The sequence below is a fragment of the Ensifer sp. ENS06 genome (genome assembly GCF_014852205.1).
GTDB lineage: Bacteria > Pseudomonadota > Alphaproteobacteria > Rhizobiales > Rhizobiaceae > Ensifer > Ensifer adhaerens.
Map to the genome: position 1 here is coordinate 457569 of NZ_JACVBC010000003.1, position 26738 is coordinate 484306.

The following is a 26738-nucleotide window of genomic DNA, read 5'->3' on the forward strand; positions in this document are numbered from 1 at the left end:
TGCCGGCTTGCCCCCTCAGTGGTCGTCGGTCTCATCCCGGCTAGTCTCATTCAGCGCCTGCACGGTGACCGCAGCGACGAGGCCGGTCAGTACGATGCCGGAAAAACCGATCACCAGCGCCAGCACCCGAGCGCTCAGATGCTTCGGCGTGATGTCGCCGTAGCCGATGGTCAGGCCCGTGACGAAGGTGAAATAGAACGCTTCGTCGAGCCGCCAGTCTTCGATGCGGCCGATGACGACGCCGGTTCCTGCCATTACGATCAGGATCGCTGAGAAGATCGGCCAGAGCAGCTGAAGCTGCTGGTAGAGATTGGAGAAGAACCGGCGTCGCATTCTCTTCGTCTGCCGCCGGCGTTGAGATTCCGCCACGCAATCCTCCCTCTCGCGGATAGGCCTGGAAGGCGAACCAGCCGCGCCCCCAAGACGATCGGCCCAAGGCTCGCTTGCCGCCGCCGAAATCCCTTCGCAAACGCACCGCCGCCGCTCTGAAGATAGCCCTGAGTCGGGTCGGCTTCCAGCGCCTGTTTTCCGGCCGGCAAACGGGATGCGATGCCGTCAGTTGCATTTCTTGCAACCGCTTTGGCCGAGTGCTATCGCTTTAGAATAATCTCATGAAAGCTCCTGCCAAAGGACAACCCGGATGGCATCGCATGAGCATTCACTTGCCGGCGACGGCCGCTCTCTCTCCGCGGGCCTGCGGCTCGACGTGATCGCAGGTCTTACGGCCGCCGCCGTGGTCCTGCCCAAGGCGATGGCCTATGCCACGGTCGCCGGCCTGCCCGTCAGTGTCGGCCTCTACACCGCCTTCGTGCCGATGATCATCTACGCGCTTCTCGGCACGTCGCGCGTTCTCAGCGTCTCGTCGACCACCACGCTTGCGATCCTCGCCGGCACGCAGCTCGGCCTTGCCGTCCCGGATGGCGATCCGGCCAAGCTGCTGACGGCGACCGCGACGCTGACGGCGCTCACCGGCGCGCTACTGTTCCTGGCATCGCTGCTGCGTTTCGGCTTTGTCGCCAATTTCATATCGTCGCCGGTGCTGATCGGCTTCAAGGCCGGCATCGGCCTTGTCATCGTGCTCGACCAGGTGCCGAAGCTGCTCGGCATTTACATCACCAAGGAAGGCTTCTTCCGCGATATCCTCAGCATCGCCGGGCACCTGTCCGAGACCTCGATGCTCACGCTCGCGATTGCGGCCGCGGCTCTGGTGGCTTTGCTTGCGATGGAGCGCCTCTGGCCGCATTCGCCGGCGCCGCTTCTGGCGGTGGCCGCGGGCATCGCGCTTTCCTGGTTCGCGGGTCTCGCCGCGCTCGGCGTTTCCACCGTCGGCTTCATCCCGCAATCGCTGCCTTCGCTGACACTTCCGAGCTTGGGTCTTGTTCAGGAACTCTTGCCGGGCGCGCTCGGCATCGCGTTGATGAGCTTCACCGAGACCATTGCCGCCGGCCGGGCCTTTGCCGCTCCGTCCGACCCGCCGATCCGGGCGAACCGCGAGTTGCTGGCGACGGGTGCCGCGAATTTCGGGGGCGCCTTTTTCGGTGCCATGAGTGCCGGCGGCGGCACGTCGCAAACCGCCGTGGTGCGAGCGGTCGGCGGCCACAGCCAGATGGCGTCTCTGGTCACCGCGGCGGCTGCGGCTGCGACCATGCTGGTCCTGGCGCCGCTGCTCGGCCTGCTGCCGCAGGCCGTGCTTGCGGCGATCGTCATCGTCTACTCGGTCGGGCTCATCAAGCCCGCGGACTTCCTCTCCGTCCGCAAGGTCCGGCTGATGGAGTTTCACTGGGCGTTGGCCGCCTTTCTCGGCGTGCTGTTTTTCGGCACGCTGCAGGGCATCATCGTTGCAATCGTGCTGTCCTTCATCGGGCTCGCGCGCCAGGCGGCCTCGGCGAAGGTCTATGTCGTCGGCCGCAAGCGCGGCACCGATCGGCTGCGGCCGCTCTCGTCCGCGCACCCCGATGACGAGACCTTCGAGGGACTTTTGATCCTACGCCCGGAGGGTCGGCTCTTTTTTGGCAATGCCCAGCAGGTGGCCGACCAGGCGCAGATGCTGGTCGCAAAGCAGAAGCCCAGAGTTGTCGTGCTCGACATGAGCCGGGTTTTCGACATCGAATATTCGGCGCTGCAGATGATGATGGAGGGCGAGCGCCGCATCAGCGAACACGGCGTCACCGTCTGGCTGGCCGAGCTGAACCCGGACGTGCTTGCCTATGTGCGCGCATCCGGCTTTGCCGATCAGCTCGGCCCTGACCGCCTGTTCGTCAATACCCGCACGGCGCTCCAGCACTATCTGGCCGGCGCCGCGCAGGCGTAAAGCAATTCCAGGAAAAGCGCACAGCGGTTTTCCGTCCGGAATTGTGCTCAGAAAATGAGCTATTCCGCCATCATCTCGCCCGTTCCGCCGAAGGCCGGCGGGAAGTCCCGATACTTCGGCAGGCCGTCCTTCATCGGCAGCACCGTCTCCTGATAGTTGACATGAAGCATCGGCTTGAAGGCAAGCGACGGGATTGCCGCTGCAAAGACGTCGGTGACACCCCAGAGCGGATGTTCGGTCATGAGATGCCCGCCGCAGGCCTTGCACCATTTGCGCACGCTCGTTGCCGTCTTCTGGTAGCCAACCAGATTGTCCGCACCCTTGACGATCTTGACCTTCTCCGGTGGCCAGAGCGTAAAGGCGTTGACCGGGCCTGCCGACCAGCTTCGGCAGGAACTGCAATGGCAATAACCCATGGCGGCCGGATCGCCGCTCACTTCGATCTCGACTGCGCCGCAGAAGCACTTTCCGTTGAGGCTGCCGTTCGCTGCCATGACTTTCTCCTTTCGGTTCTTGTCGCCCGGAAATCTGGCTCTTGCTGATAACCGGCGTGAACCCTGCCTGAGGGTCTCACTCTGAGCCCTGAGGTCAACGCCTCCTTTCGAGCTAGTTGCACTGCTGACGGCCTCGGAAATTAAAGATGAGTACAATACTCATATTTGTTGTGCACACCGCACGGACGCGCTAATGAACGCCGGCGCTGCCTCGTCTGCACCGCGCCCTGTCTCTCATCTTCGCTCTGCCGACGGCTCCTGATCGGCCCTGAAACCTATCATGCCAGAGAAATCAGCTTCGCATTTGATGCTCGACGACGCGATCGTCGCCTACTACGACGAGCTTTGCGCGATGACGCGGCGGCGTGGTCACCAGGCGGCAACCGCGAACGAGGTCGTTCACGAGCTTTATGTTCGGTTGGTCGATCGGCGCACGCCGCTTGAGGGCAAGTCGTCGCTCAGGGCGTTTCTGCGCCGCGCCTGTGCCAATCTCGGTATCGACCGGCTGCGGCGCGACCGCTTCGAGTTCAAGCTTTTCTCCGGTAGCGAAGAAGACGCTCTGGCTGTCGCCAGCGATATCACTGCGCCTGATGCCAACATCGATCTTCCCCGGCGGCTGGCGATCCTGAAGAGGGCGATCATGGACATGTCGCTGCAGCGGCGGCGCGTCTTTCTCGCAAGCCGCATCGGCAACCTCACCTCGGACGAAATCGCCATGCGCACAGGGATCAGTCGCAACATGGTCGACCGGCATCTGCGCAAGGCCTATCTGCATTGCCTCGACCGGTTGGAGGAGGTGTTGTGACGGCGCGCGACAGGAGGATGCGCGAGCAGGCGGTGGATTGGCTCGTCCGCCTGACGGGTGATCCCGACGATGAAGCGTTGCAGCTCGCCTTCGAACGCTGGCGCGCGGAGGATCCTGCCCATGCCGAGATTTTTGCGCGCGCTCAAAGGGCGATCGGTGACGCATCGCTCTTGATCCGGCGCGAACCGGAATTCGCCCAAAGGGCGGTGAAGCGGACAGGGACGCGGCGAAAAACCGCAACAGCGCTGGCGGCCATCGTCAGCGTCGGCGCCGGCATTTTTGTTGCGCTCGACGGCGCCCTGTGGATGCAGGCGGACGTTATCGCCGGCAAGGGTGAAAGGCCGATCCTTACCCTTGAGGATGGCTCGACACTGCAGCTCAACGCCCAGTCGGCCGTCGCCTATCAGTTCACTTCCGCCGAGCGGCGGATCGTGCTGCTGCGTGGCGAGGCCTTCGTCCAGGTCGCGGCTGACAGCCAACGGCCCTTTGTCGTTAAGGCCGGAGGCGGCACGACAACGGCACTCGGGACGGCATTCGACGTCAACCTCACCGACGACGGCACCAGCGTCACCGTTCTCGAACACGCCGTATCGGTCGCGACGGACGCGGCAATGCCGCCGCGCCGCGTCGCGGTCAACGAGCAGGTCAGCTACGACCATGACGGCCGGCTCGGCTTTGTCACGCCGGTCGATCCGTTCGTGGCGGCGGCATGGCGGCAGGGGCGCCTGGTTTTCGAGGAACGCACGATCGCGTCCGTCGTCGAGGAAATCGGGCGCTACGTTCCCGGCAAGATCCTGATCGCCGATGCCAGCGTCGGCGCCAGGCGGGTGTCCGGCAGCTTCGATCTCTCCGATCCCGTCGGCGCATTGCAAGGTCTTGCCGAAGCCTTCGACGTCAAGGTCACCCGGATCGGACCCTACGTCACGATCCTGCGCTAAAAAAAATCGAGGACGAGGTGTCCCTGAACCGGCACCTCGTTCGTCCAGAAACCAGACCCCGGCCTTTTCGGCCATCTCTCTGTCTGGAACCATCATGTCATATTGGAATACGACCGGCCGCCGCCGCCAATCCGGAATTCTCAGCCTGCTGATGGCAGGCACCGTGTTTGCCCTCACCACCACCGTCGCCCTTGCGCAAGCTGCGGTGCGGAATCACGTCGACGTGCCCGCGGGCAAGCTGACGACGGCCGTCAACCGCCTGGCCTCACAGCTCAAGCTGCAGGTGGTGTTCGACAGCTCGGTCGCCTCAGGGGTCACCACGCCAGGCCTTTCCGGCGACATGACGGCCGAAGAGGCGCTGGCGCGGTTGCTGAGCGGAACGGGCGTCCGCTATCGTTTCGTCGGCAGCTCGACGGTGAAGCTGATGGGTGCGGTGGAAGCCGCGACGCCGGCAGACGGCGAAGGCACGAAGCTCGCGCCCATTGTCGCCCGCGGCGACGCCAAGGACGGTGACCGCGCGCCGAACATCGCGGTCCTTGATGCCGAGGACATCGAAAAGGCCCAGGCATCGAGCCTTCCGGAATTGCTGCAGAAGACGCCCGGCGTGTCGATGGGCGGTGGCGTGCGCATCGAAGGACAGACGCTCGCCATCCGCGGCTTTGCCCGGCAGTCTGACGTGCGGATCATCCTCGACGGCGCGCCGAAGAATTTCGAGAAGTACGACCAGGGCACAGTCTTCATCGAGCCGGAACTGCTCAAGCGCGTCGAGATCGAAAAGGGCGCGACATCGGTGCGCTATGGCAATGGCGGCTTCGGCGGCACGGTGCTGATGGAGACCAAGGACGCGGCTGACATGCTCAGGCCCGGCGAAGAATGGGGCGTCTGGGCCAAGTCCGGTTTCCAGAGTGCCAACAAGCAGTTTCTCGAAACCGGCGCGCTCTACGGAAAGTCGGATTTCGGCGGCCCCATCACCTATGATGGCCTTCTGGCCGGCACATGGCGCAAAAGCGACGACATGCGCGTCGGCGGCGGCGAGGTCTACAACTATTCCAACTCGAAGCTGACCACCCTGCTTGCCAATGTCGGTGCCGCATATGACGGCCACGAGATCAGGGGGACGGTCGCCTACGGCCAAAACGACAATTGGGGACCCGTGGCCGCCATCCGCGGCCAGTCGGCGCCGTCGGACTACAACATCACCCGCTACGGCTACAAGGAAGCGATGCGCCGGCTTCTCACCTGGCGTGAAATCGAGGATTTCACCTCGACGCTTACCTATAGCTATACGGGCGACAGCGACCTGGTGAACTACCGCATGATGGGGAGCTTCTCGTCGACCAGCCAGCATGCGAAGCGGCCCGACATTCCGGGGCTCAACCCCAGCGCATCCGTCGGCGGCTACGAAAACGATGCCACCTACACCGACATCAAGTTCGAAGCGGAGAATACCTCCAACTTCACGCTCGGCGGACTGTCGCACAGCCTGAACTATGGCATTCAGTACCTGGATCATGACCGGGACATCTGGATGTATGACATCACCAACCGCACCCAGGCGCAGTACAACTACGGCTACTACGCCCCCTGGTTCATGCCCGAGGGCTCGCAGAAGACCTTTGCCGCTTTCGTTCGCGATCGGATCGAACTGACGGACACGTTTGCCGTGACGCCGGGCCTGCGCTACGACCATGTGCGCTCGAAGGGCGTGCCGAACGAGGCGCCGCGGTTCAACAATCCGCTGGCCGGGCACGACTATTCCGCCGTGTCGCACCAGGGTGTGACGCCGGCGATCAGCCTGTCATGGGAAGCCACGCCGTCGGTGCGGTTCTTTGCCGACTGGGCCTATGCGATGCGGGTGCCCAACATTGACGAAATCTATTCGACCCAGAGCGTGCTTACCAAGGCTTCCGGCACCAGCCGTGATCTGGAGGTCGAGCGTAACAGCACCTTCAACATTGGTGTCGACTTGAGCTTCAACGACGTGCTGACGACCGACGACATGCTGTCGACGCGTATTTCGGTCTACAACAACCACGTCTCCAATCCGGTAACGCGCCGGTTCGGCACGGCCAACCTCGCCGACGTTACCGGCAACGTGCCATTTTACTGGAACACGCCGTCCTACGATATCCGCGGCATCGAGTGGCAGGCGCACTACGAGACCGAGCGTATGTTCGCCGATCTCGGCGTGTCCTGGATGACCGGCGAGCGGACCGGCGCCGTCAACAACGTCTGGGGACCGGACACCTATATCAACGATCTGGCGCCCCTGACCGTGATCGCGACGGCCGGGATCAAGGTACCGGATCAGGACCTCGCCTTCGGCTGGACAGGCACCTTCGTCGACGACCAGAACCGCACGCCCTACAATCAGGGCGGACAGACCTACGCGCGCCCGCCGAGTGCCGGCTATGCGGTGCACGGCCTCTTCCTCGACTGGACGCCGACATCAGGCTTCATGGAGGGTGGCGAGGTGCATCTCGCCGTCGACAATATCTTCGACAAATACTACGAGCCCTATCTCAGCGACGGGATCTCGGCGATGCCCGGCCGCAACTTCAAGATCGCGATCAGCCGCAAGTTCTGAGCGGAACATGGACCCGGCCGGCCGGCATGCGGGCCGGCCGAATGTCCTCCTACGCGCCTCCGCGCAGCAGTGGCGCTTGATTGCGGTGCTCCACCCGCCTCTGTCTGTAAAGTTGCGTATAATAGGTTGCGAGCTTGCCAATCCTTGCTTGACAGCCGTCGATTGCCCGTATCTTAATCATGCTCTCAGATTGAGCATGATCAATCCATTCACATGACCTCGATGGTCGACGGGCAGTTTCGCCCCATGATGCCCCCATCTTCGATGGGCCCGGCGTCGTGGGGTTTTTGGCTTTTGGCGGGTACATGAGCGGCGCGGTAAAGATCGGCATCCTCTATTCGACGACCGGGCCCTACGGGACGATGGGCCGCGACTGTCGCGATGGCGCGGAACTGGCGATCGAGGAGATTGCGGCAAGCCATCCGGGCCGGATCGAGCCGGTTTTCATCGATCCGGAAGCCAATATCGACCGTTATCTAGAAGGCGCCAAATCGCTGCTGCGCGACCACGGATGCCGCCACATCATCGGCACCATCACCTCGCTCGCTCGCAAGGAGGTCATTCCGCTTGTCGAAAAGCACGACGGCCTGCTCTGGTACATGTGCCCCTATGAGGGCTTCGAGGCCAACGACAACGTGATCTATACGGGCGGCTGCCCGAACCAGCATTTGCTGCCCTTGCTCGACTATCTGCTGCCGCGTTTCGGCAACCGGCCCTATCTGATCGGCGCAAACTATGTCTGGGGCTGGGAAATGAACCGCCTGGCGCGCGAGCTGGTGGAGGAAGCCGGCGGCGCAATCCTCGGCGAGCGTTACCTGCCGCTCGAGGAAACCGCGGTCGAGCGGATCGTCGCCGAAATCGAGCAGCGCCGGCCGAGCTTCATCCTCAACAATCTCGTCGGTCCTTCCAGCTACGCCTTCCACGCGGCGATCCGTGCGCTCGCCGTGCGCGATCCGGGGTTCCGGCCGGAAAATTGCCCGGTCGTCAGCTGCGACCTGCAAGAGTGCGAGCTGACGGACATTGGCCTCGGGGTCGCGACCGGCCAGCTCTGCGCCGCTTCCTATTTCGACACGGTGGTTTCGCCCGACAATGCGGCCTTCAAGCTGCGCGTTGCCAGTCGCTTCGGCCCCGGGCGACGCATCTCCAGCCTGTTTGCCAGCGCCTATGCCTCCGTCAAGCTTTGCGCCGAGGCGATCATCGAGGCGGGCGTCGACGATCCCGCGACGATCACGCAGCTTGTTTCGGCAGCGGCGCATCAGAGTGTGCTCGGCCCGCTCAGGATCGATCCGCAGACCCACCATGCGGCGTTGCCGTTCCATCTCGGCCGCATCAGCGACGACGGAGGCTTCGACATCGTCACATCGCTGCCGTCAATTGCCGCCGACCCCTATCTGACCGGCCAGCGCAAGCGCAAGGCGCCCCAATTGCGGATCGTCTCATGAGGGAAACACCGAACTTCACCGGCTGGCGTGCGGCGATCCTGCACCGCGAAGACCAGACGACGGAGCGGCTCGTGCGACAGCTCAAGCTCTTCGGCTTCGACGTCACCGTACAATGGCGGCCGCTCGATGCGCGCGACCTGCCCGATATCATCCTCGTCGACGCTGACCAGGGCTGGAGCGGGCTCTTGCCCTGGAAGGACGAACAGGCGCCACGGCCGCTGATCGCCTTGCTCGGCTCGGAAGCACCGGGCCGGGTCGCCTGGGCGATGGGGCAGGGGGTTGCGGCCATCATCGCCAAGCCGGTCGCGTCCTCGGCGGTCTACCCGGCCCTGGTGTTGGCGGTTGGGATCCACGAGGAGCGCCGCGCCGTCGCCGACAAGATCGCCCATCTCGAAGAACGGGTGCGCATGCGCCCGCTCGTTCATGCCGCCGTGCAGAAGATCGGTCAGGCCTGCCATGTCAACGAAGAACAAGCCTATGGAATCCTGCGCAATTGCGCGATGAAAAAGCGCCTGTCGATGGAGCAGATCGCCGGTTCCATCCTCGGCGGTGCCGAGCCCTTGCCGGAGGCCGGTTGATGCAGGTTTTGAAATCCATGTTCAGGCAGCCGGCGGCGCTGTTCGGTCTCGTCGTCGTTGCACTGGTCGTCATGCTCGCTTTGGCCGCTCCGCTGGTTGCCCCCTATAGCCCGGACGAACAGATGTTCGACGGGCTGACGCTCGAAGGAGCGCCGTTGCCGCCGAGTGCTCAGTTCCTGCTCGGTACCGATACGCTCGGCCGCGACCTCTTTTCGCGCCTGCTCTATGGCGCCCGAACTTCGCTTGTCATCGGCCTCGTCGCCAATGGCGTTGCCGTCTCGATCGGGCTCATGATCGGCATTCTCTCGGGCTACATGCGGGGCCTTATCGGCAGCGCACTGATGCGCTTCACCGACCTGATGATGGCCTTTCCGGCGCTGCTGCTGGCGATCGTCCTTGCCGCACTGCTGCGCCCAAGTCTCTGGATCGTCGCCATGGTGATCGCGCTCGTCAACTGGGTCCAGGTCGCCCGCATCGTCTATACCGAGACCCGTGGCTTGGTCGAACGCGACTTCATCCTCGCCGAGCGCTCACTCGGCGCCGGCCACGGGCGCATCCTGTTTCACCACATCCTGCCGCATCTGGTGCCGACGGCGATCGTCTGGGGCACGCTCGGCATCGCAACCACGGTGCTGCTCGAAGCGACGCTCTCATTCCTCGGCATCGGCGTCCAGCCGCCGACACCCTCCTGGGGTAACATCATCTTCGAGAGCCAGAGCTATTTCCAGGCCGCGCCCTGGCTGGTGTTCATCCCCGGCGCCGTCATCCTTTTGACCGCGCTCTCCTTCAATCTGGTCGGCGATGCGCTCCGCGATATCCTCGACCCGACGCAACGCGGGAGGGGCTGAGATGGCATTCCTTCTGCTGCGCCGTCTCGTGCAGACCGCGCTCATCCTGCTCGGCGTTGCCGCCATCACCTTCCTGTTGCTCTATGCGCTTCCCGCCGACCCGGCGCGCATGATCGCCGGGCGCAGCGCAACGGCGCAGACGGTCGCCAACATTCGTCGGGAACTCGGGCTCGACCAGCCGCTGCTCGTTCAGTTCTGGAGCTATCTCCAGGGGCTGGTGCAGGGCGATCTCGGTCGCTCCTACGCGCAGAAGACCGATGTCGGTACCTTGATCGCGGCGCGCCTGCCGGCAACGCTGATCCTGATGGCGGCCGGAATTTTCGTCGAAGTCCTGCTCGGCGTGTTTCTCGGTGTCGTCGCGGCCATCCGGCGCGGCGGTTTCGTCGATCGGCTCGTGATGATGGCATCCTTCGTCGGCGTCTCGGCACCGCAATTCGTTGCGGCCCTTTTGCTGCTCTATGTCTTCGCGGTCACGCTCGCCTGGTTCCCGATGAGCGGCTTCGGCAGCTTCGCCCATGTGGTCCTGCCGGCGCTGACGCTCGGCATCCTCGGTGCCGGCTGGTATGCGCGCATGGTGCGCTCGGCGATGATCGACGTCTTGAACCAGGATTATGTGCGCACCGCACGTGCCAAGGGCCTGTCCTCGTTCCGCATCATCTTCCGCCATGCGCTGCCGAACGCGCTTCTACCCGTCATCGCCATGATCGGCATCGATATCGGCCAATTCATGAGTGGGGTCGTTGTCGTCGAGGCCGTCTATGGCTGGCCAGGCATCGGCCAGCTCGCCTGGCAGGCGATCCAGCAGGTCGACATTCCGATCATCATGGGGGTGACGCTCGTCTCGGCGCTCGCGATCGTGCTTGGCAACCTCCTTGCCGACCTCGTCGCGCCGCTCATCGATCCGCGCATCCGCGCCCGCTAATCCGAAACCAACCAAAAAGGGGAACAACAATGTTCAAAAGCTGGCTTCGAACTTCAACCGTCGCTGCGGCACTGCTCGCAGCACCGCTCTCGGCCCTTGCACAGGATGCGCCGAAACAGGGCGGAGATATCGTCATCACCTACAAGGACGATATCGCCACGCTCGATCCCGCCATCGGCTACGACTGGGTCAACTGGTCGATGATCAAGAGCCTGTTCTCGCGCCTGATGGACTACAAGCCGGGTACCACCGAGCTGGTGCCGTCGCTCGCCGAAACCTTCGACGTCGCGCCGGATGGCCTGACCTATACGTTCAAGCTGCGCAAGGGCGTGAAATTCACCAACGGCCGCGAGATCGTCGCCTCGGACGTGAAGTATTCGATCGAACGGGCGGTCGACCCGAAGACGCAGGGGCCGGGCGCCGGTTTCTTCGGCGCGATCAAGGGCTTCGACGATCTCTCGGGCGGCAAGGCGGCGACGCTTGAAGGCATTGAGGCGCCGGATGATGCGACTGTCGTCTTCCACCTGTCGCGCCCGGACGCAACCTTCCTGCACGTGCTCGCCGTCAACTTCGCCTCGGTCGTGCCAAAGGAAGCGGTCGAGGCTGCCGCCGGCGACTTCGGCAAGAAGCCGGTCGGCTCCGGCACCTTCGTCCTTAGGGACTGGACCGTCGGTCAGAGCCTGACCTTCGAGCGCAACCCCGACTATTTCGTCAAGGACATGCCGCATATCGACAAGTTCACGGTCGAGGTCGGCCAGGAGCCGCTGGTGGCGCTGCTGCGACTGCAGAAGGGGGAGGTCGATATTGCCGGGGACGGTATTCCGCCGGCAAAATTCCTCGAAATCAAGAATTCGCCTGAAGGCGCCGAGATTATCGTGGATGGACAGCAGCTCCATACCGGCTATGTCACGCTCAACACCAAGGTGAAGCCCTTCGACGACGTAAAGGTTCGTCAGGCCGTCAATATGGCGATCAACAAGGAGCGTATCACCCGCATCCTCAATGGTCGCGCGACGCCCGCCAACCAGCCGCTGCCGCCGCTGATGCCGGGTTACGACAAGGCGTTCACCGGTTATGACTATGACGTCGAGAAGGCGAAGGCCCTGCTCGCCGAGGCCGGACATGGCGATGGCTTCGAGACGGTGCTCTATTCGACCAACACCGACCCGCAGCCGCGCATCGCCCAGGCGATCCAGCAGGATCTGGCCGCCATCGGCATCAAGGCGGAGGTGCGGGCGCTGGCCCAGGCCAACGTCATTGCCGCCGGCGGCACCGAAGGCGAAGCGCCGATGATCTGGTCGGGTGGTATGGCCTGGATCGCCGACTTCCCGGACCCGTCGAACTTCTACGGCCCGATCCTCGGCTGCTCCGGTGCGGTCCAGGGCGGCTGGAACTGGTCGTGGTACTGCAACGAGGCACTCGACAAGCGCGCCGTTGCCGCCGATTCCATGTCCGATCCGGCAAAGGCGGCCGAGCGGCAGGCGGAATGGGGCAAGATCTTCACCGACATTATGGCCGATGCGCCGTGGGTGCCCGTCACCAACGAGCGCCGCGTCGTCGCCAAGTCGCCGCGAATGGGTGGCGAGGGCGAGATCTACGTCGATCCGACCCGGGTCATCAACTACGACGCGATCTTCGTGAAGCAATAAGCGTCGGGCTCTCCGGAGGTCGTCTTCGGGGAGCCTCTTCATGAGTTTGGGAGAGATTTCATGTGCGTTGCCTGCACACACACCATCCATCGCGCCAAGCATCATTTCGGCTGGAACCGCGACTTCGAGCCGACGCTGATCGCCAAGCCCGGTGAGACCATCCATTTCGAATGCCTGGATTCTTCCGGCGGGCAGCTCGGCGCTGGCTCAACGCTTGAGACATTGGCCTCGCTCGATTTCGAGAAGATCAATCCGGTGACGGGGCCTGTCTATGTCGAAGGTGCTGCGCCCGGCGACGCGCTGAAGGTGACGATCCGCCGCTTCGTGCCCTCGGGCGTTGGCTGGACGGCCAACATTCCGGGCTTCGGCCTGCTCGCCGATCAGTTCACCGATCCGGCGCTGCACATGTGGTCCTATGATGCGAATACCATGGCACCGGCGCTCTATGGACCGGGCGGCCGCGTGCCGCTGAAGCCCTTCGCCGGCACGATCGGCGTCGCGCCGGCCGAACCGGGCCTGCATTCGGTGGTGCCGCCGCGCCGGGTCGGCGGCAATCTCGACATTCGCGATCTCACATCGGGCGTCACCCTCTATCTGCCGGTCGAGGTGGAGGGCGCGCTGTTTTCCATCGGCGACACCCACGCAGCCCAGGGCGACGGCGAGGTCTGTGGCACCGCGATCGAGAGCCAAATGGAGGTCGAAGCCACGATCGAGCTCGTCAAGGATTCCCGTCTCGCCAGCCCGCGGTTCACTACGCCGGGTCCGGTGACCCGTCATCTGGATGCTGCCGGTTACGAGGTGACGACCGGCATCGGCCCGGATCTGATGACCGGCGCGCGCGAAAGCCTGATGCGCATGATCGACCTGCTTGGCGCCGAACACGGCTTGAGTCCGGTCGATGCCTATCTGCTCTGCTCGGTCTGCGGCGACCTCCGCATCAGCGAGATCGTCGACGCTCCGAACTGGGTCGTTTCCTTCTACTTCCCGAGGATCGTCTTTTCGTGACAACGGCAGCACCCGTGCTCGGCATCGATGGCCTCTGCGTCGATGCGCTGACGCCGCAAGGGCCGCGAAGGGTCCTTGATGCCGTCAGCTTCAACCTCATGAGCGGCGAAACGCTGTGCATTGCCGGCGAGAGCGGCTCGGGCAAATCCGTGACTTCGCTTGCTGTCATGGGGCTCCTGCCGAAAGCCTCGCTGCGGATCGCCTCCGGCAGCATCAAGCTCGAAGGGCGCGAACTCTCGAAGCTCTCCAACAGTGCGATGCGCAGCGTGCGCGGCGGCGATGTCGCGATGGTCTTTCAGGAGCCAATGACATCGCTCAATCCCGTGATGTCGATCGGCGAGCAACTGACCGAGGCCATTCGCGAACATCAGGGTTCCGAGGGGGGAACGGCGAGTGCCGTCGTCCTGCGCATGCTGGATGCGGTGCACATCACCGAGCCGGCGCGGCGCATGACGCAATATCCGCACGAGCTTTCCGGCGGCATGCGGCAGCGCGTGATGATCGCGATGGCACTCTCGTGCCGACCCAAGGTGCTGATCGCCGACGAGCCGACGACGGCACTCGACGTTACCGTGCAGGCGCAGATCCTGACGCTGATGAAGGAACTGAAGCGGGAATTCGGCGCTTCGATTGTGCTGATCACCCATGACATGGGCGTGGTCGCGCAGATGGCGGACCGCGTGGTCATCATGCAGCAGGGCCGCATCGTCGAGCAGGGCGACGTACTGCCGATCTTCCGCTCGCCGCGCGAGCGCTACACGCAGGAGTTATTGGCGGCCGTGCCGAGGCTGGGGGCGCATGCCGGCACCGACGGCCCGCCGCGCATCGCCGCAACGGCTGCGGCATCCGTCTCGCGGGCGGCGAGCCCGGTCCTGTCCGTGCGTGACCTCGCCGTCCACTACGGAAAAAAGCCCAGCGGACTGTTGGGCGGAAAGAAGCTGGCCGCCGCCGTCAGCGACGTTTCCTTCGACATCTTCCCCGGTGAGACGCTGGGGCTCGTCGGCGAAAGCGGATCGGGCAAGTCGACCACCGGCAAGGCGGTGCTCGGCCTCATTCCATTCGATGGCGATGTGGCGATCGACGGCCAGCAGATCGGCGCGCTGTCGCAACGCCAGATGCGGCCCGTGCGCCGCTCCGCGCAGATGATCTTTCAGGATCCCTATGCCTCGCTCGACCCGCGCATGGCGGTCGGGGCGGCGATCGCCGAGCCGCTGCTCATCCATGGCATCGGCAATCGCAGCGAACGCACGGATCGCGTCGCCGATCTGTTGCGCCGTGTCGGGCTTGGGCCCGATGCTGCCAGCCGCTATCCGCACGAGTTCTCCGGGGGACAGCGGCAGCGCATCTGCATTGCCCGCGCGCTGGCGGTCAATCCGAAGCTGATTGTCGCGGATGAAAGCGTGGCCGCGCTCGACGTGTCAGTGCGGGCACGCGTGCTTGATCTGATGCTCGAACTGCAGGAGACGATGGGTCTTGCCTATCTCTTCGTCTCGCACGACATGGCTGTGATCGAGCGGATGTCGCACCATGTCGCCGTCATGCGCGGCGGCCGCATCGTCGAGATGGGAACGCGCCGCGCCGTGTTCGAGGATCCGCAGGACGCCTACACCCGGGCGCTGATGGCCGCGGTGCCGCTGCCGGACCCGCCGATGCGGAAAAGCGCTTAGAGCGAGATGACAAAACGGGTGCGGTCTCCGCCCGCATCCCCCTCTGTTTGAAACAATCGCGATCGATCACGGCGCGAGCGCTTGCGACAATACGATGCGAGCCGAGAGGCCGCCGGTCGGTCGGTTGCGCAGTTCGAGTTCGGCGCCGGTTCGGTCAAGCGCACGCTCGACGATGCTGAGGCCGAGCCCGCTGCCGGCCGCCGCCTTGAACCGACCGCGGAAGAAGCGCTCGGTCACGCGCGGCATTTCCTCCTCGGGGATGCCAGGCCCCTCGTCGTCGATCGCGATTGCCAGATGCTGGCCTCGTATCTCGGCGTGGCAAGAGACCGTTGCGCCCGGTGGCGAATGGTTGATGGCGTTTTCGAGCAGGTTGCGCGCCGCGAGCCGGAAGAGGTCCGGATCCATATTGATCCTGAGACCGGACATCGCCCCGTCGACGACAACATCGACGCGACGCGCCTGGCCGGCGAGTTCGGTGCGAAGACTTGTCAGCATCTCGCCGACATCAAAACCGGCCGCCGGCCTGCCGCTCTCGGTGGCTTCGACCGAGGCGATATCGAGCAGTTGCCGCACCAGCTTGCCGGTCCGGTCGACACCGGCGACGATCTGGCCGAGCGCCTTCTCGCGGATTTCGCCGTCGTCGCTGGCGAGCGCCACCTGCGCCTGCGTCTTGAGGCCCGCCAGCGGCGTACGCAGCTCGTGGGCGGCAAACGCGATGAAATTCTGCTCGCGCTCGCGGGCGCCGGCGACACGGGCAAAAAGGCCGTTCAGCGACTTCAAGACCGGGCTGATCTCGCGCGTCGTGCCGGTGTCCTCGATCGCGTGCAGGTCGGAGGCTTCACGCGCGGCAAGGTCGCCGGCAAGCTTGCGCAGCGGCGCGAGGCCACGCCCGACGCAGAGCCAGATCAGCACGGCCAGAAGCGGAATGATCAGCAGCGCCGGCAGCAACAGCCCCTTGACCAGGTCGTTGACCAGCCGGTCGCGGATGCGCAGGTTGTCACCGACGAGAACGCGCACGCCGAGGCTCGCATTCTCCACCGCAAAGACACGCCAGGTCTCGCCGTTGATGACGGTTTCGGAAAAGCCCATGGCGTGGGGTGCAAGCGTTGTGTCGGGCGCGCTGTCCGACTTGCCGATCAGAGTTCCGTCCAGCGACCAGATCTGGCAGGAGAGCTGCCGGTCGTAATGCGGGTGCTCCAGCAGCGGGATGCTGATTGCGCTCTGTGCCGGGCGGTTGGCATGGGTGTCGCCTTCTTCCTTCATCATGTCTGGGCTGACGATCAGCGAATTCACCATGCGCGCCGCCTCCATCAGCCGCGCGTCGAGCACGCGCTCGACTTCGGCGCGGGTGCTGAGGAAGATCCAGACGGTGGCCGATAGCCACAGGAGCCCCGTCGTGATCAGGAGGATGGCGAAAAGCCGGGCGCGCAGCGATTGCATCAGCCGGCTCCGCCCAGCCGGTAGCCGATGCCCCGGATGGTTTCGATCAGTCCCGGGCCGAGCTTGTTGCGCAGATGGTGGATGTGTACCTCCACGGCATTGCTCTCGATTTCCTCCTGCCAGCCGTAGAGTTTGTCCTCCAGCTTGGTCTTGGAGAAGATCACCCCCGGGTGCGACATCAGCGTATGCAGGATGGAATATTCGCGCCGCGAGAGTTGCACCGGTTTGCCCGCCTGTTCCACCGATTGCCTGGCCGGATCGAGCCTGAGCGTCGACCATTCCAGCGCGGCGCTCGCCCGGCCGCTGGAGCGTCGCGCCAGCGCCCGAAGCCTGGCGGCGACCTCGTCGAGGTCGAAGGGTTTGCCGAGATAGTCGTCGGCGCCAGTGTCGAGGCCGGCAACGCGATCGCGCACGGTGTCGCGTGCGGTCAACAGCAGCACCGGAATGTCGCTCTGCCTGGCGCGCAGGTCCCGCAGAATGTCGAGACCGGAGCCGTCGGGCAGCATCAGGTCGAGCACGACCGCGTCGAAGCCGTTGGCGGCAAGCGCCGTCGCGGCCGCATCGCAGGTGCCGACGGCATCGGTGGTGAAGCCCGCCAGCGCCAGGCCGACCTTCAGGCCGTCTCTAAGGATATCGTCGTCTTCGACGATCAGGACTCGCATCGCTACTCCTAACATTTCTGAGAGCGCGATCCTTTAATCGCTCCCTTAAGGCAGCCTTAAGGTAGGACTTCCCTCTGAGGCGGCATTGCAACAATCGAATCGTTGAATGCCCGATATGACCGAAGCACACGAGCCTTCTTCCTCCACGGCCGATCACAAGACCGGCATCACGCTGACCCGCCGCAGCCTTGTCGTCGGCGCGGCCTCGCTGTTCGTCACCGGCTGCGCGACCGCCCGCCCGACGCCGGCGGTGGTGCCGGCAGCCGTCACGCCCGTCCGCCCCTCAGCCGGCCGGACGGTGCCGCCGATGTACTATGCGATGCCCGACGAGCAGTTTCCGATCCCCGAGGTGAAGATCGCCGAGGTCGATCCGAAGTTCTGGCGGCAGGAGGTGGATTATCCGACCAGTGAGCGGCCCGGCACGCTGATCGTCGATACGCCCGCGAAATACCTCTATCACGTGCTGCCGGGCGGGCGGGCGATGCGCTACGGCATCGGCGTCGGGCGCGAGGGCTTTGCCTGGTCGGGCCGGGCGATCGTCGCCTACAAGCGCAAATGGCCGCGCTGGACGCCGCCCGACGAGATGGTCGCGCGTCAGCCGAAACTCCAGCCCTACAGCATCGCCAATGGCGGCATGCCCCCGGGCATCAAGAACCCGCTCGGCGCCCGCGCGCTCTATATCCATAAGGACGGCAAGGACACGCTCTACCGCATCCATGGCAGTCCCGAGGCATTTTCGATCGGCAAGGCGGTCTCTTCCGGCTGCATTCGCCTGCTCAATCAGGATGTCGTCTACCTCCATGATCAGGTCCGCGACGGCAGCACCATCGTCGTCATTCCGGATCCGACCAAGGGCGACATGGCGATCGGTTAGGTGAGGGCAGGCAGCGAGCGCGGGAATTCTGCAACACTTCGAAAACGAGTACCGCCTCGCGCAAGCGATCCACGCCAAAGAAAGATTTTCACCACATTTCGGTCACGGTTCGGCCCAACAGCCTTGGGCCTCCCCTCGGACCTCCCAACCGAAATCTCCAACCCTGGAATTGAATACAGTGTCGATGAATTTGTCCCGCCGGTCGCTGCTCGCGGTGATCGCCAGCTCTGTTTTGAGCGCCTGCACGCAGATCCCGAAACCCGAACCGAAACCGAAGCTGATCGAGCCGATCGGCGGTGATGGCGGCTCGCCGGAAAAGGCGGCGGATGCGGCGGGCGTGCCGACGAAGACCTTCGACTATGCCAGGATCTACGCGCCGGTGAAGGACGAAGGCTACGACGTCCCGGGCATCCAGCACACCGAGATCAAGCCGCAGTTCCTGCGCCAGGAAGTGGCCTATGCCACCAACGAGCCGCCCCATTCGATCGTCGTCGATACCCAGACGATGTTCCTCTACTACGTCCTGCCCGGCGGCCGCGCCATCCGTTACGGCGTCGGTCTTGGTGCGGCCGGCCGCGCCTGGAAGGGGCGTGCCGTCGTGCATTGGAAGCGCAAGTGGCCGCGCTGGACGGTGCCCGACGACATGGTCGCACGCCAGCCGCACCTCAAGAAATACGGCATTGATGCCGGCGGCATGGATCCGGGCCTCGACAATCCGCTCGGCGCCCGCGCCATGTATATCTTCCAGGACGGCCAGGATACGCTTTACCGCATCCACGGCTCGCCGCAGTGGCGCTCGATCGGCAAGAACGCGTCGGCGGGCTGCGTGCGGATGCTGCAGCAGGACGCGATCGATCTCTATGATCGCGTCAGAGGCAAGACGCCGCTGCTCGTCCTGTGATGGGCGACAATCTGGCGTAATTTCTGCGCCCTTGCCGGACGGATTGCCTCAAAGTGGCTGCGGAAGCGGCAGCCCGTCCGGCCCCATCAGCATATAGTCGGGCGACCGCTGCACCGGCTGGGAGTCCGGCAATGGTTGCCCATCCGGCAGGGGCTGCGCGTCCTGCATCGGCTGCGATTGCACCATGCCGCCGCCCGAGAGATCGGTGACGACGATCGGCGTGCCGTTCGGCACGCGGTTGTAGAGATCGACGACGTCCTGGTTGATCATGCGCACGCAGCCCGACGACACCGACTTGCCGATCGTCCACCATTCCGGCGAGCCGTGAATGCGGTAGAGCGTGTCTTCGCCGTTCTGGAAGATGTACATGGCGCGGGCGCCGAGCGGGTTCTTGAGGCCGGGATCCATGCCGCCCGCCTCGATGCTGAATTGCTGCAGCTCGGGCTGGCGCGCCACCATCTCGTTCGGCGGCTTCCAGCGGGGCCATTCGCGCTTGTACTGGATGACGCCGCGCCCGGCCCAGGCGAAACCGGCACGCCCGAGGCCGACGCCGTAGCGCATCGCCTGGCCGCCTTCATAGACCCTATAGAGAAAGTGGCTGCCGACGTCGACGACCAGCGTTCCCGGCTTTTCGCCGGTCGGATCGGCGACCATCTGGCGGTAGAAGCGCGGATCGATCTTCTCGTAGGGAATGGCCGGCAGCGGGTAGGGCTCGTTCGGCTTCTCGCCGTACATGTCGGCCAGGAACGTGTTGGTCTCGGGAACCGGTTCCGGCGCATAGGAGCGCGTCACAGTAGGCCGCGGCGAGGCGCAGCCGGCGAGACCAACGGCCGCCAACCCGGCGGAAAGCTGCAGGAAGGCGCGGCGGCGGAACTCTCTTTCGGGCATGTAATCCTCGATCGTCCTCTATTCGCTACCGGCGATGCAACCGACCTTTTAAGTCAATTGTGCGTCGCCAGCCGACGGAACGATCACAGGCCGGCGTAGGGGTCCGCCAGCGCCGCTTCGGGTCGGCTGATAGGATACTTAGTTCCCGAGATCTTCGCGGCCAGCTTTTCAGCACCGTTTTTCTCAAGAAGCGCCCGGAAGCTCGGATGCATGCCGCCATCGACATAGGCGTTCAGCGGCGCCGACGTCTGGTTGGTCATCATGCCGGCGAGCTTCGCGTCCTCCGATTGCAGTCGCGCCACCAGCCCGGCATCGGGCGTGGAGATCGCCGCCGGGCAGGCGGCAAGCGGGTCGGACGGTTCGCCATCGGCGAAATCGGTGTTGAAGACGTAGCGGCGGCCGCAGGCCGAAACCTTCGGCTGACGCTTCGTCGCCTCGAAGATGTCGTAGCCCTGCTTGATGTTCTTCCAGAAGTCGAAATTCGGGTCGCCGCGGTGCTTGGCCATGTTCTCCGCCGTCATGCGGAAGGGATAGGCCTGAACCTGGAACGTGCCCTGGCCGCCGGCGAGCGCGCGTTGCACCACGGAATAGATTTCGCCGACACCCTGGTCGGTCATGGCGTAGCAGCCGGACGACGAGCAGGCGCCGTGCACCATCAGCGCTTCACCGGTGTAGCCGAGCGCCGATTCCAGCCGGTTCGGGTAGCCGAGGTTAAACGACAGGAAATATTGCGATTTCGGGTTCAGCATGCCGGCGGAGACGTGGTAGAAGCCCTCCGGCGCCTGGCGGTCGCCCGACTTCATCTTCGGGCCGAGCTTTCCCGACCAGCGGCACATGGGATAGGTCTTCAGCAGCGCGTACTGGCCCTGCTTATTCTGTTTCCAGACTTCGAGTTCGCTTTCCTGCTTGAAGATGCGGATCAACACCGGGCTTTCCGGCTTGCTGCCGTTCTTCGCCATGGCGGCGATCAGCTTGGCCGGGATCGGCGGTGGCTCGCGCACGTCGTCGGCGTCGAGCGCCATGCAGCCGGACAGCGCCAGGGCCATCGCGCCGATCGCCAAGGCATGCCGCATCCGTCGCACCTGCGCGAATATCCTGCCGGCCTGAGGTGTCTCGGAAGAAGGGCTCTTGATCGTCTCGCGCCGCATGCGGGCTCCTGGAAATGCTTCCGCCACCAAGCGTCCTTCGTGTGGCGTGTGTGCCGGCCGGTTGCGTTCGACGCAGTTCGGTTCAGCCTCAAGTTCAGCGATTAAGCGGTGACAGCCCTGGCTGCAAGCCTTTGTCCCTGGCGCTCGCGATCAAAAATTTTTGAACGCGCGCTGCCATAGCTGACCGCCGATTGGGTCGATGTTGAGACAAGATGGTGAATTTTTTCTCAACGCGGGCGCCGGAAAAGTCCCGATGCGTCAGTCCCGCGGCTCACTGCCGGGCGCATAGACGGTCTTCTGCTTGAAGGCAAAGACGTTGCCGCAGCGGCAGCGCACCATGTGCTTGGCGGGGTCGGGAGAGGTGCGTTCAGTCGAGAAGCCCTTGGGCATCACGTCGATGGTAAAGCCGCGATTGCTGCCCTTGCCTTTGTCGTTTTCCGACGCTTCGGCGAAGCCGGCGGCTCCGCATTTGGCGCATTCCAGCTTTCTCGAATACCGATCCCGCGATGCCATGTTCAATCACACTCGATAGCGCTGCCACATCCGGATGGCGGGCGGCGGCGCTTGGTTGCCCGAAACACCGAACTATAGGAGGCCGCCCGTCGTTTCAAGTTTGCCGGTGACGGGTTTTGGCGGCAACGCCTAACGATAGCCGGTTGCGTCGGCCGGCTTGTTCGCCTCCATCACCTCGCGCATGTAGCGCCAGCAATCGGGCCGCGAGCCGTCGAGATCGGAAAACCCGTAGACCTGCGCCAGCCCGCCGCTCGACAGCGACTGGCCGTTCCAGCGGGACTTGTCCGGATCGGCCGCGAGCGCCGCGATGGCGCGGCCGACGAAACGTGGTGTTTCCGAAATGACGAAGTGCGGTTGGTTCTTTGTGGCGTCCTGCCAGTTGTCTTCACCGACCTCGAAATGTTCGAGCATCATCTCCGACCGCATCCAGCCGGGCGTGATCGAAACCGCGGTTGCGCCGTGCGGCGAAAGGTCCTTGGCGTGGGCCCAGGCCATGCGGTTCGCTGAAACCTTGGCAAGGTCGTAGAACGGCGACAGCCGGTAGTTCTCGGCATTGTATTCGGCGGTGCCGTCGGTCACCTCGACCAAGAGGCCGCCGGGCTTCTCGATCATCAGCGGCAGGGCATAGTGGGCGGTGATCAGGTGCGTATCGACGCCGAGATGCAGGAGCTTCAACCCGTTTTCGAGATTGTGCTCCCAGACCGGCTTGTTCCACTCGAACAGCAACTCGCCGCCCCAGACGTCGTTGACGAGGATGTCGAGCCGTCCCTGTTCGCTGCGGATGCGCTCGACAAGCGCCTGTACCTGCGCCGGCTGCAGATGGTCGACCTGGGCGGGAATGCCCTTGCCGCCGAGGCTGGTGACGATCTCGGCGGTTTCCTCGATCGTTTCGGGACGCCCGTAATCGGATTGCTGTTGCCGCGTGGTGCGGCCGGTTACGTAAACAGTGGCGCCGGCGGCGCCAAGTTCGGTCGCGATGCCGCGCCCGCCGCCGCGCGTCGCGCCAGCGACGAGGGCGACTTTTCCTTCGAGTGTCATGATTCTTCTCCTTCGCGGCCGCTTGCCGACTGGCGTTTTCTTGCTCGGGTGATATATAAATGATTGTTCGGTTATAAATGAGAGTCAAGATGCCTCGCCCAAAAACCATGCCTGACGAAGAGCTGCTGGCCGCCGCCTTCGCATTGATGCGGGCCGATGGTCCAGATCGCCTGACCTTCGCGGCGCTGGCTGCACGTACGGGCCTTTCCGGCGCCACGCTGGTGCAGCGCTTCGAGAACAAGGCGAAGCTGATCCAGCGGGCGCTCAGCCAGGCCTGGGACGGGCTGGACGGGCAGACGGCGGAGCTGATGGCGAGCGTACCGCGGACGCCGGAGGGCGCCATCGCACTGCTCGTCGGCCTCTCGGGCGATTATGGCGGTATCGACAGCTATGCCGACGACCTCAGGATTCTGCGGGAAGACCTGCGCGATCCGTTGCTCCGTGCCCGCGGCGCAAAGTGGCGCGACGTGCTCGCAGGCGTGCTCGACGAATGCCTCGCCGGCCTTCCCGCTGCGAGCCCGGGGCTCGGTCTGCTGATGGCGTCGCAATGGCAGGGATCCTTGCTCTGGTGGAGCTTCGACCCGCAGGTGCCGGTCACGGTCTTTGTCGAGCAGAGCCTGACGCGCTTCGTCGAAGCTTTTGCGAGACGGCCGGCAGGCTGACAACTGCGGCAGTGGCGTGCTCACCGGTCTGTCAAATCGCCGTGAGATGGCCGTGCGGTGGATGACGGCGGCGCAAGCTGGTCTTAGATGCTGATCCATGATCAGATTTGTCGCAGTCCTCGTTGCCCGCATCTCCACTTTGGCACTCGTCGTCTCGACGCTTGTCGCCTTGCCGGTCGCGGCTCAGACGCCATCGCCGATTTCGGCCTTGCTGGACGAACTGGCCTCACGGTCAGAGCTTGATCCCCTGAAGACCGTGATCGTCGCCCGCGACGGCAAGATCGTCGCTGAGCGTGGTTACGGCCGCAACCGCGTGACGGACTCGACCAACATCAAGTCGGCGTCGAAATCGATCATCTCGGCGCTGGTCGGCATCGCCATCGACAAGCGGCTGCTCGAAGGTCCGGAGCAGAAGATCGCGCCGATCCTGAAGGCGGACCTGCCGGCCTCGCCTGATCCGCGCATCAACGACATCACCATAGGTCATTTGCTTTCGATGCAGGCCGGGCTCGGCCGTCTCTCGGGCCCGAACTATGGGCGATGGGTCGCCAGCCGGAACTGGGTGCGCACGGCGCTTGCCCAGCCCTTCGACGACGATCCGGGTGGTGAGATGCTCTATTCCACCGCCTCGACCCATCTGCTTTCGGCGATCCTGACGAAGGTCAGCGGCAAGTCGACCCTGGCGCTCGCGCGCGCGTGGCTGGGGCCGCTCGAGGGCTTCCGCATCGGGGCCTGGGATCGCGATCCGCAAGGCATCTACCTTGGCGGCAACCAGATGGCGATGAGCCCGCGCTCCCTGCTTGCCTTCGGCGAACTCTATCGCAATGGCGGCCGCACGGCGTCAGGCCAGCAACTGGTGTCGGAAGGGTGGGTCGCGGCCTCCTGGCAGCATCGAACCAATTCGCGCTTCTCCGGCGACGAGTACGGTTATGGCTGGTTCGAGCGCCAGATCGCCGGTGAAGAAGTGCATTTCGCCTGGGGTTATGGCGGCCAGATGCTCTACATCGTGCCGAACCTGGATCTGACGGTGGTGATGACATCGGCCGAAAGCGGGCCGTCGGCCCGCAACGGCTACCGCGACGCGCTGCATCTGGTGCTCGGCGAGATCATCACGAATGTAAAGGCCGATCCGGAAACGGACGGGTGACAGGGCGCCGGCTCGACGCCGCTCCGCGTCAAGCCAGCAACGGTTCCACGACGCCAAGCAGGCATTCGATCGCAGCTTCATTCTTCAGCGCCGCCTCAGACGCCTCGAATTCCGCGAGCTCGATGCCGGCAATCTGCTCTTTCGGGATTGCCGCGAAGATGGCGCGCAAGGTCTGCGGATAGAGGCCTCCGCCGATCGCATAGGCGGCCGGCACATGCTTCGGCTCGAGCACGTCCCAATCGACATGGATCCAGACCGGCGCATCGCCGATCAACGAAAGAATGACTTCCGGCGTCGCTTCTGTCGGCGAAAGGATGCACACGCCTGCCTGCCGCAGCAAATCCATCTCCGCGGGGTCGATGTCGCGCGCGCCGACGATGACGACCTTTGCCGGGTGCAGCCCGCTGCCGTGGCCGCTCTCCCAGAGCCCGCAGGCGGCAGCCAGCACCATGCCGCCGAGATAGCCGCTTTCGGTGGTCTGCGGCGTGTTGAAATCGCCATGGGCATCGAACCAGAGCAAGACCGCGTCGGCGCGTTCCCGCGCGACGACCGGCAGTGTCGCAAGGCTGGCGGAGCAGGTATTGGCGATGAAAAGTGGTTTGTTGCCACGCGCAAGTGTTGCGGCAATCGCCGCCTGCAAAGCGGCCAGGGTCTCCCCGGCCTCAGGCAGGCTTGCCGACCAGTCGTCTTCCTTTGCCGGTGACGGGCTGCCGATAACGGTCGGCTGCAGCCCGGTGCGCTTGCTCAGCGCTTCGGCCGTCAGGGCCGCCCCGGGGATGGCGCCGGACGTTCTGTCGGCGATGCGTCCCTGGGAGACGACGAGTTCATAGGGCACGGGCATTCTCCTTGCATTTTCGGTGGGCGTTAACGCCGGTATTGGGCGCACCTGCAAAGCCCGCCTGTTTCAGCGTTTTCGAGGGGATCTGCGGGATTGGTTTGAAAGGGAAGCCTCGAAGATTCGATATATCTACGTGGATATATCGATATCGCGCCGCGATCGCAATTTCATCGAGGCGAGCGTTGATGCGATTTGCCGTGCACATGGCGACGCGGGTCGCGGCGATCGCCAATGTCGCTCGGCCGTTTGGCGCGGCGCGGGTGCCGCGGAAATTTCAGAGGTGACAGGTGCTTGCCGCAATCTATGTCGCGGCAAGCGATTTCGTTTAAATCGGCAGCTGGTGCACTTAGCCGGCAAAGCCTTCAATGACGATCTTGCCCTTGGCAGCGCCGGTTTCGATGCGGCGATGCGCTTCGCGCAGGTTCGCCGCGTTGATCGGCGACAGCACCTCGGCAAGCGTCGTCTTCAGCCGTCTGGCATCGATCTCGTCGGCGACGAAGCTCAGCAGACGATGCTGTTCGATCATGTCGGGCGTCTGGTGCATCGGGCGGGCGAACATGAACTCCCAGTGCAGGCTCGCCGCCTTGGTCTTCATGCCGGCCATCGGCATCGGCACGTCGGTGTTGTCGATCGAAACGATGCCGCCTTGCGGCCGGATCAGCTCGACAGCGTCGTCCCAGTGGCGCATGTCGTTGAAGATGGCGATGTGGTCGACATGGGGAAAGCCGAGCGCGCGGACCTGCGCGACCAGCGGTTCACGGTGGCTGACCACGTGGTCGGCGCCAAGTTCCTTGACCCAGGCGATGGTTTCCGGCCGCGAGGCGGTGGCGATGACGGTGAGGCCGGCGCGCTTTGCCAGCTGGATACCGATCGAGCCGACGCCGCCGGCGCCACCGACGATGAGGATCGACTGGCCGTGGTCGGCGCCGTCCCGGTCGATGCCGAGCCGGTCGAAGAAGGCCTCATAGGCGGTGATCGTCGTCAGCGGCAGGGCGGCCGCTTCCGCAAAGGACAGGCTCTTCGGCTTGCGCCCGACGATGCGCTCATCGACCAGTTGATATTGCTGGTTGGATCCCGATCGAGTCAGGTCGCCGGCGTAGTAGACGGCGTCGCCCGGCTGGAACAGCGTCACATCAGCACCGACGGCCTCGACCACGCCGCTTGCGTCCCAGCCGAGCACGCGCGGCGTTTCCTCGACCTTGTCCTTCGGCGCGCGCATTTTCACGTCGACGGGATTGACCGCGACGGCGCGGACCGCGACCAGGATATCATGCCCTTTGGGCTCCGGCTTCGGGAGCTCGACATCGAGGAAACTCTCCGGGTCGGAAACCGGGAGATAGCGGGTGAGGGCGACAGCTTTCATGAGTTGCTCCTTTGTGGG

25 protein-coding genes are annotated in these 26738 nt (G+C 64.3%); 15 read left to right on the forward strand and 10 right to left on the reverse strand.

Annotated elements, in window-relative coordinates; all coding sequences use genetic code 11:
* Positions 1-15: 15 nt before the first annotated feature.
* The gene (locus tag IB279_RS15695; protein ID WP_034798484.1) at positions 16-333 is read right to left on the reverse strand and encodes a potassium channel family protein; all 318 of its coding nucleotides are present in this window, start codon (positions 331-333) and stop codon (positions 16-18) included.
* 307 nt (positions 334-640) lie between these two features.
* Here IB279_RS15695 and IB279_RS15700 point away from each other — a divergent pair, with 307 nt between their 5' ends.
* Positions 641-2311, forward strand: a complete 1671-nt coding sequence (locus tag IB279_RS15700; RefSeq protein ID WP_192339333.1) for a SulP family inorganic anion transporter — start codon at positions 641-643, stop codon at positions 2309-2311.
* Positions 2312-2370: 59 nt separating this feature from the next.
* Here IB279_RS15700 and IB279_RS15705 read toward each other — a convergent pair whose 3' ends face one another.
* The gene (locus tag IB279_RS15705) at positions 2371-2805 is read right to left on the reverse strand and encodes a GFA family protein (protein WP_034798487.1); all 435 of its coding nucleotides are present in this window, start codon (positions 2803-2805) and stop codon (positions 2371-2373) included.
* Positions 2806-3085: 280 nt separating this feature from the next.
* Between IB279_RS15705 and IB279_RS15710 the strand changes: the two genes are divergently transcribed.
* From IB279_RS15710 to IB279_RS15755, 10 genes are all read left to right on the forward strand, one after another.
* Complete coding sequence (locus IB279_RS15710; RefSeq protein WP_113187172.1) at positions 3086-3610, forward strand: RNA polymerase sigma factor; 525 nt, start codon at positions 3086-3088, stop codon at positions 3608-3610.
* The gene (locus tag IB279_RS15715; RefSeq protein ID WP_162741114.1) at positions 3607-4548 is read left to right on the forward strand and encodes a FecR family protein; all 942 of its coding nucleotides are present in this window, start codon (positions 3607-3609) and stop codon (positions 4546-4548) included. Before IB279_RS15710 ends, IB279_RS15715 begins: the two co-directional genes overlap by 4 nt.
* A gap of 94 nt (positions 4549-4642) precedes the next feature.
* Positions 4643-7135, forward strand: a complete 2493-nt coding sequence (locus tag IB279_RS15720; RefSeq protein WP_192339334.1) for a TonB-dependent receptor — start codon at positions 4643-4645, stop codon at positions 7133-7135.
* A 305-nt stretch (positions 7136-7440) separates the two neighbouring features.
* On the forward strand, positions 7441-8577 hold the full coding sequence (locus IB279_RS15725) for a transporter substrate-binding protein (protein WP_060581079.1): 1137 nt from the start codon (positions 7441-7443) through the stop codon (positions 8575-8577).
* Positions 8574-9155: an ANTAR domain-containing response regulator gene (locus tag IB279_RS15730; RefSeq protein ID WP_060581078.1), complete on the forward strand. Its 582-nt coding sequence runs from the start codon at positions 8574-8576 to the stop codon at positions 9153-9155. The genes IB279_RS15725 and IB279_RS15730 overlap by 4 nt, the downstream gene beginning before the upstream one ends.
* Positions 9155-10003 carry an ABC transporter permease gene (locus tag IB279_RS15735; RefSeq protein WP_034805438.1) on the forward strand — a complete coding sequence of 283 codons (849 nt, stop codon included), beginning with the start codon at positions 9155-9157 and terminating at the stop codon, positions 10001-10003. Before IB279_RS15730 ends, IB279_RS15735 begins: the two co-directional genes overlap by 1 nt.
* 1 nt (position 10004) lies before the next feature.
* Positions 10005-10925, forward strand: a complete 921-nt coding sequence (locus IB279_RS15740; RefSeq protein ID WP_034805440.1) for an ABC transporter permease — start codon at positions 10005-10007, stop codon at positions 10923-10925.
* Positions 10926-10954: 29 nt separating this feature from the next.
* Positions 10955-12574, forward strand: a complete 1620-nt coding sequence (locus IB279_RS15745) for an ABC transporter substrate-binding protein (protein ID WP_034805443.1) — start codon at positions 10955-10957, stop codon at positions 12572-12574.
* Positions 12575-12634: 60 nt separating this feature from the next.
* The gene (locus IB279_RS15750; RefSeq protein ID WP_113187143.1) at positions 12635-13579 is read left to right on the forward strand and encodes an acetamidase/formamidase family protein; all 945 of its coding nucleotides are present in this window, start codon (positions 12635-12637) and stop codon (positions 13577-13579) included.
* Positions 13576-15246, forward strand: a complete 1671-nt coding sequence (locus IB279_RS15755) for an ABC transporter ATP-binding protein (RefSeq protein WP_113187142.1) — start codon at positions 13576-13578, stop codon at positions 15244-15246. Before IB279_RS15750 ends, IB279_RS15755 begins: the two co-directional genes overlap by 4 nt.
* Positions 15247-15312: 66 nt before the next feature.
* Here IB279_RS15755 and IB279_RS15760 read toward each other — a convergent pair whose 3' ends face one another.
* Positions 15313-16686, reverse strand: coding sequence for an ATP-binding protein (locus tag IB279_RS15760; protein WP_113187141.1), 1374 nt, complete (start codon positions 16684-16686; stop codon positions 15313-15315).
* Positions 16686-17348 carry a response regulator transcription factor gene (locus IB279_RS15765; protein WP_034805456.1) on the reverse strand — a complete coding sequence of 221 codons (663 nt, stop codon included), beginning with the start codon at positions 17346-17348 and terminating at the stop codon, positions 16686-16688. Before IB279_RS15765 ends, IB279_RS15760 begins: the two co-directional genes overlap by 1 nt.
* 115 nt (positions 17349-17463) lie before the next feature.
* On the opposite strand from IB279_RS15765, the gene IB279_RS15770 reads away from it, so the two are divergent.
* Positions 17464-18222 (forward strand): L,D-transpeptidase, encoded by a 759-nt coding sequence (locus IB279_RS15770; RefSeq protein WP_060581085.1) that lies wholly within the window; start codon positions 17464-17466, stop codon positions 18220-18222.
* Positions 18223-18406: 184 nt separating this feature from the next.
* On the forward strand, positions 18407-19123 hold the full coding sequence (locus tag IB279_RS15775) for a L,D-transpeptidase (RefSeq protein WP_060530387.1): 717 nt from the start codon (positions 18407-18409) through the stop codon (positions 19121-19123).
* Positions 19124-19171: 48 nt separating this feature from the next.
* Here IB279_RS15775 and IB279_RS15780 read toward each other — a convergent pair whose 3' ends face one another.
* From IB279_RS15780 to IB279_RS15795, 4 genes are all read right to left on the reverse strand, one after another.
* Complete coding sequence (locus IB279_RS15780) at positions 19172-20011, reverse strand: L,D-transpeptidase (protein WP_082566580.1); 840 nt, start codon at positions 20009-20011, stop codon at positions 19172-19174.
* An 83-nt stretch (positions 20012-20094) separates the two neighbouring features.
* Positions 20095-21084, reverse strand: coding sequence for a murein L,D-transpeptidase family protein (locus IB279_RS15785; protein ID WP_060530479.1), 990 nt, complete (start codon positions 21082-21084; stop codon positions 20095-20097).
* 333 nt (positions 21085-21417) lie between these two features.
* Positions 21418-21672 (reverse strand): hypothetical protein, encoded by a 255-nt coding sequence (locus IB279_RS15790; protein ID WP_034805462.1) that lies wholly within the window; start codon positions 21670-21672, stop codon positions 21418-21420.
* A 129-nt stretch (positions 21673-21801) separates the two neighbouring features.
* Positions 21802-22710, reverse strand: coding sequence for an SDR family oxidoreductase (locus IB279_RS15795; RefSeq protein WP_034805465.1), 909 nt, complete (start codon positions 22708-22710; stop codon positions 21802-21804).
* An 89-nt stretch (positions 22711-22799) separates the two neighbouring features.
* Here IB279_RS15795 and IB279_RS15800 point away from each other — a divergent pair, with 89 nt between their 5' ends.
* Both IB279_RS15800 and IB279_RS15805 read left to right on the forward strand, forming a co-directional pair.
* Positions 22800-23372, forward strand: a complete 573-nt coding sequence (locus IB279_RS15800) for a TetR/AcrR family transcriptional regulator (protein WP_112985521.1) — start codon at positions 22800-22802, stop codon at positions 23370-23372.
* 97 nt (positions 23373-23469) lie between these two features.
* Entirely contained in the window at positions 23470-24519 is a 1050-nt protein-coding gene (locus IB279_RS15805) for a serine hydrolase (protein WP_034805481.1), read from the forward strand.
* A gap of 28 nt (positions 24520-24547) precedes the next feature.
* Here the strand turns inward: IB279_RS15805 and IB279_RS15810 are convergent, their stop codons facing one another.
* A complete protein-coding gene (locus tag IB279_RS15810; protein ID WP_268088223.1) occupies positions 24548-25354 on the reverse strand; it encodes an arginase family protein in 807 nt (268 codons plus the stop codon).
* Positions 25355-25703: 349 nt separating this feature from the next.
* Complete coding sequence (locus IB279_RS15815; protein WP_060581068.1) at positions 25704-26720, reverse strand: zinc-binding alcohol dehydrogenase family protein; 1017 nt, start codon at positions 26718-26720, stop codon at positions 25704-25706.
* Positions 26721-26738: the final 18 nt, after the last annotated feature.

Excerpts from the sequence above, each read along its gene's own strand:
- IB279_RS15805 (WP_034805481.1), top strand. The coding sequence starts at position 23,470 with ATGATCAGATTTGTCGCAGTCCTCGTTGCCCGCATCTCCACTTTGGCA.
- IB279_RS15775 (WP_060530387.1), top strand. The coding sequence starts at position 18,407 with ATGAATTTGTCCCGCCGGTCGCTGCTCGCGGTGATCGCCAGCTCTGTT.
- IB279_RS15740 (WP_034805440.1), top strand. The coding sequence starts at position 10,005 with ATGGCATTCCTTCTGCTGCGCCGTCTCGTGCAGACCGCGCTCATCCTG.
- IB279_RS15815 (WP_060581068.1), bottom strand. The coding sequence starts at position 26,720 with ATGAAAGCTGTCGCCCTCACCCGCTATCTCCCGGTTTCCGACCCGGAG.
- IB279_RS15730 (WP_060581078.1), top strand. The coding sequence starts at position 8,574 with ATGAGGGAAACACCGAACTTCACCGGCTGGCGTGCGGCGATCCTGCAC.
- IB279_RS15780 (WP_082566580.1), bottom strand. The coding sequence starts at position 20,011 with ATGCCCGAAAGAGAGTTCCGCCGCCGCGCCTTCCTGCAGCTTTCCGCC.
- IB279_RS15790 (WP_034805462.1), bottom strand. The coding sequence starts at position 21,672 with ATGGCATCGCGGGATCGGTATTCGAGAAAGCTGGAATGCGCCAAATGC.
- IB279_RS15705 (WP_034798487.1), bottom strand. The coding sequence starts at position 2,805 with ATGGCAGCGAACGGCAGCCTCAACGGAAAGTGCTTCTGCGGCGCAGTC.
- IB279_RS15710 (WP_113187172.1), top strand. The coding sequence starts at position 3,086 with ATGCCAGAGAAATCAGCTTCGCATTTGATGCTCGACGACGCGATCGTC.
- IB279_RS15735 (WP_034805438.1), top strand. The coding sequence starts at position 9,155 with ATGCAGGTTTTGAAATCCATGTTCAGGCAGCCGGCGGCGCTGTTCGGT.
- IB279_RS15725 (WP_060581079.1), top strand. The coding sequence starts at position 7,441 with ATGAGCGGCGCGGTAAAGATCGGCATCCTCTATTCGACGACCGGGCCC.
- IB279_RS15695 (WP_034798484.1), bottom strand. The coding sequence starts at position 333 with ATGCGACGCCGGTTCTTCTCCAATCTCTACCAGCAGCTTCAGCTGCTC.
- IB279_RS15700 (WP_192339333.1), top strand. The coding sequence starts at position 641 with ATGGCATCGCATGAGCATTCACTTGCCGGCGACGGCCGCTCTCTCTCC.
- IB279_RS15770 (WP_060581085.1), top strand. The coding sequence starts at position 17,464 with ATGACCGAAGCACACGAGCCTTCTTCCTCCACGGCCGATCACAAGACC.
- IB279_RS15745 (WP_034805443.1), top strand. The coding sequence starts at position 10,955 with ATGTTCAAAAGCTGGCTTCGAACTTCAACCGTCGCTGCGGCACTGCTC.
- IB279_RS15720 (WP_192339334.1), top strand. The coding sequence starts at position 4,643 with ATGTCATATTGGAATACGACCGGCCGCCGCCGCCAATCCGGAATTCTC.
- IB279_RS15785 (WP_060530479.1), bottom strand. The coding sequence starts at position 21,084 with ATGCGGCATGCCTTGGCGATCGGCGCGATGGCCCTGGCGCTGTCCGGC.
- IB279_RS15750 (WP_113187143.1), top strand. The coding sequence starts at position 12,635 with ATGTGCGTTGCCTGCACACACACCATCCATCGCGCCAAGCATCATTTC.
- IB279_RS15795 (WP_034805465.1), bottom strand. The coding sequence starts at position 22,710 with ATGACACTCGAAGGAAAAGTCGCCCTCGTCGCTGGCGCGACGCGCGGC.
- IB279_RS15765 (WP_034805456.1), bottom strand. The coding sequence starts at position 17,348 with ATGCGAGTCCTGATCGTCGAAGACGACGATATCCTTAGAGACGGCCTG.
- IB279_RS15760 (WP_113187141.1), bottom strand. The coding sequence starts at position 16,686 with ATGCAATCGCTGCGCGCCCGGCTTTTCGCCATCCTCCTGATCACGACG.
- IB279_RS15800 (WP_112985521.1), top strand. The coding sequence starts at position 22,800 with ATGCCTCGCCCAAAAACCATGCCTGACGAAGAGCTGCTGGCCGCCGCC.